This window comes from Archangium sp. (genome assembly GCF_036388035.1).
In the GTDB taxonomy this organism is placed as follows: domain Bacteria; phylum Myxococcota; class Myxococcia; order Myxococcales; family Myxococcaceae; genus Archangium.
The window spans coordinates 1-2,185 of sequence record NZ_DASVSO010000444.1; the positions used below are offsets into that span (position 1 = coordinate 1).

2 protein-coding genes are annotated in these 2,185 nt (G+C 69.1%); one reads left to right on the forward strand and one right to left on the reverse strand.

What is annotated here, in order from left to right; translation table 11 throughout:
* Nucleotides 1–324: 324 nt before the first annotated feature.
* A complete protein-coding gene (locus VF697_RS18010) occupies nt 325–933 on the forward strand; it encodes a TetR/AcrR family transcriptional regulator (RefSeq protein WP_331096624.1) in 609 nt (202 codons plus the stop codon).
* 90 nt (nt 934–1,023) lie between these two features.
* Here the strand turns inward: VF697_RS18010 and VF697_RS18015 are convergent.
* The coding region (locus VF697_RS18015) for a Kelch repeat-containing protein (protein ID WP_331096626.1) at nt 1,024–2,185 on the reverse strand (1,162 nt) is incomplete at its 5' end.

The window sequence follows — 2,185 nt, forward strand, 5'->3', positions numbered from 1 at the left end:
ATTTCCCGGACAATCCACAGCCCGAGATGACCAGCCCGCGCTCGGATTGCCCGGTGCGCAGGCACACCAGGGCGGGACATCGTTCCAGGGGAAGGGGCTGCCGTCCTCTTGAAACGTTCACGCCGTGTGGCGGCCCCCCTAAAAAACGACAGTCCGGTTTCCGGAAAAACTTTCCGACTGGGACTGACACCCTGGCCCCAGGACTTCCGTGCGGGCGCCTGCACGGCCCCTCGGCCTGTTCTGGATGGCCCCGTTATTCGTGAGTTTCTATCTTGGTTCAATCCCATGAAGCCAAGTCCATCTTCACGAAGCAAACCTCAGTCGATGCGGATGCGGATGAAGGAAGAGGCGCGGGCCGCCATCCTCGACGCGGCGGAGCAGGTGCTGGCCGAGCAAGGCCTGCATGCCGCGCGCATGGACGACATCGCCGCGCGTGTCGGGGTCTCGGTCGGGACGCTCTACAACTACTTCGAGGACCGGCAGCAGCTCCTGGAGGCCCTGCGCGACGTGCGTGGGCGCGAGCTGCTGACCCTGCTCGACGTGGAGCTGGAGCGCAGCCAGCCGTCCGCCTACCGCGCGCGGCTGCACGGGTTCCTGCGCTGCATCCTGGAGCACTCCCGGACGCACTTCCGGCTGTTCTCCCTGCTGTTGGAGGACTCACTGCGGCGCGGCCCCTCCCGGGAAGGGGACATGGACCGCCACCTGGAGATGTGGCGCGAGGTCTCCCGCCGCCTCGAGCACCTCGGCCAGCAGGGCGTGAAGGAAGGCGTCTTGAGGCCCGAGGACGCCAGCCACTACCCCGCGATGTTGCTGGACCTGATGCAGGGCCTCGTCCTGCGCCAGCTCATCGCGAAGCAGCCCGCGCCCGCCGACGAGCTCCTCGCGCCGCTGCTGCGCTGCTTCCTGGACGGCGCCACCCCCCGCCCTGGCTGAGCCCCACCGCTCGCCCCTGAGCGGCGCTGAGGCTCGTGACCTGGGACGTCACGCGGAGGCGTCACGTCCCAGGCGCTGTGGGGGCCGGGTTCAGGGCGTGTAGCGCTGCACGGTGGCGGACGGCCCGGAGGAGTTGAAGCCGCCCGTCACCAGCACGTCGCCCGAGTGCAGCAGCGTCGTGGCATGGCCATCGAGCGCCGCGGCCATCTGCCCCGCGGACGTCCACGTGTTCGTCGAGGGGTCATACAGCGACGAGCGTCCGTACTTGTGCGTCACCAGCACCTTGCCCGAGTAGAGCAGCGTCACGGTGTGGGCCGACTCGCCATCGTAGAGGGAGGGGCCCGCGGACCACGTGTTGCTGTACGGGTCGTAGAGGTCCACCGTGTTGGAGCCGCCGCCGAGCACCAGCACGTAGCCCGAGTAGAGCCGCACGGCGAGGTGGTTGCTGCGGGGCTGCGTCATCGTCCCCGCGGACGTCCAGGCGTTGGTGGCCGGATCGTACAGCTGGGCGTCCTGGCGCGCGCCGAAGGGGGAGGTGCCGCCCGTCACCAGCACCTGGCCCGAGTAGAGCACCGTCGCGGTGTGGTTGCCGCGAGGCCCGTTGAGGGGAGCGGCGTTGCTCCACGTGTTGGTGCTCGGGTCGTACTGCTCCACGGAGTGGGTGTCGCCGTTCGTCGAGAAGCCACCCACCACCAGCACCTTCTCATCGCCGAGCAGGGTCGCGGTGTGGTTGCCGCGCGGGGTGTTCATGAGGCTCGCGAAGGTCCACGAGCCCGTGACCGGGTCGAACAGCTCCGAGGTGGAGTGCCACGCGGAGCCGCCCCAGCCGCCCGTCACCAGCACCTTCTTGGCCGATTGCAGCCAGGTCGCGGTGTGGTAGCGGCGCGAGTAGATGGGCGCGAGCGCGGGCGCCGAGGCATGGCTGTAGGGGTTGTGGATGTCGGCGGAGGAGTCGCTCACCACCAGCACGTCACCCGTGGTGTTGAGGAGGGTCGCGGTGTGGACCGCGCGCGGGGTGGACAGGAAGCCAGGGATGGCCCAGGACTGCGCCGCGGGCGGCTCGGTCGAGGCCACGACGGTGCGGCTGCCCGTGCTGGTGAAGAAGTTCGGATACAGCGCGGTGTAGTAGGAGCCGCTCCCGCTCTCCCCGATGATGATGCCGGCCTTCTCGCCCTGGACCCGCAGGGTGTGGCCATCGCTCTGGAGGGACAGCTCTCCACTGGAGATGTAGCTGGGGCGGTAGTCCGCCGTC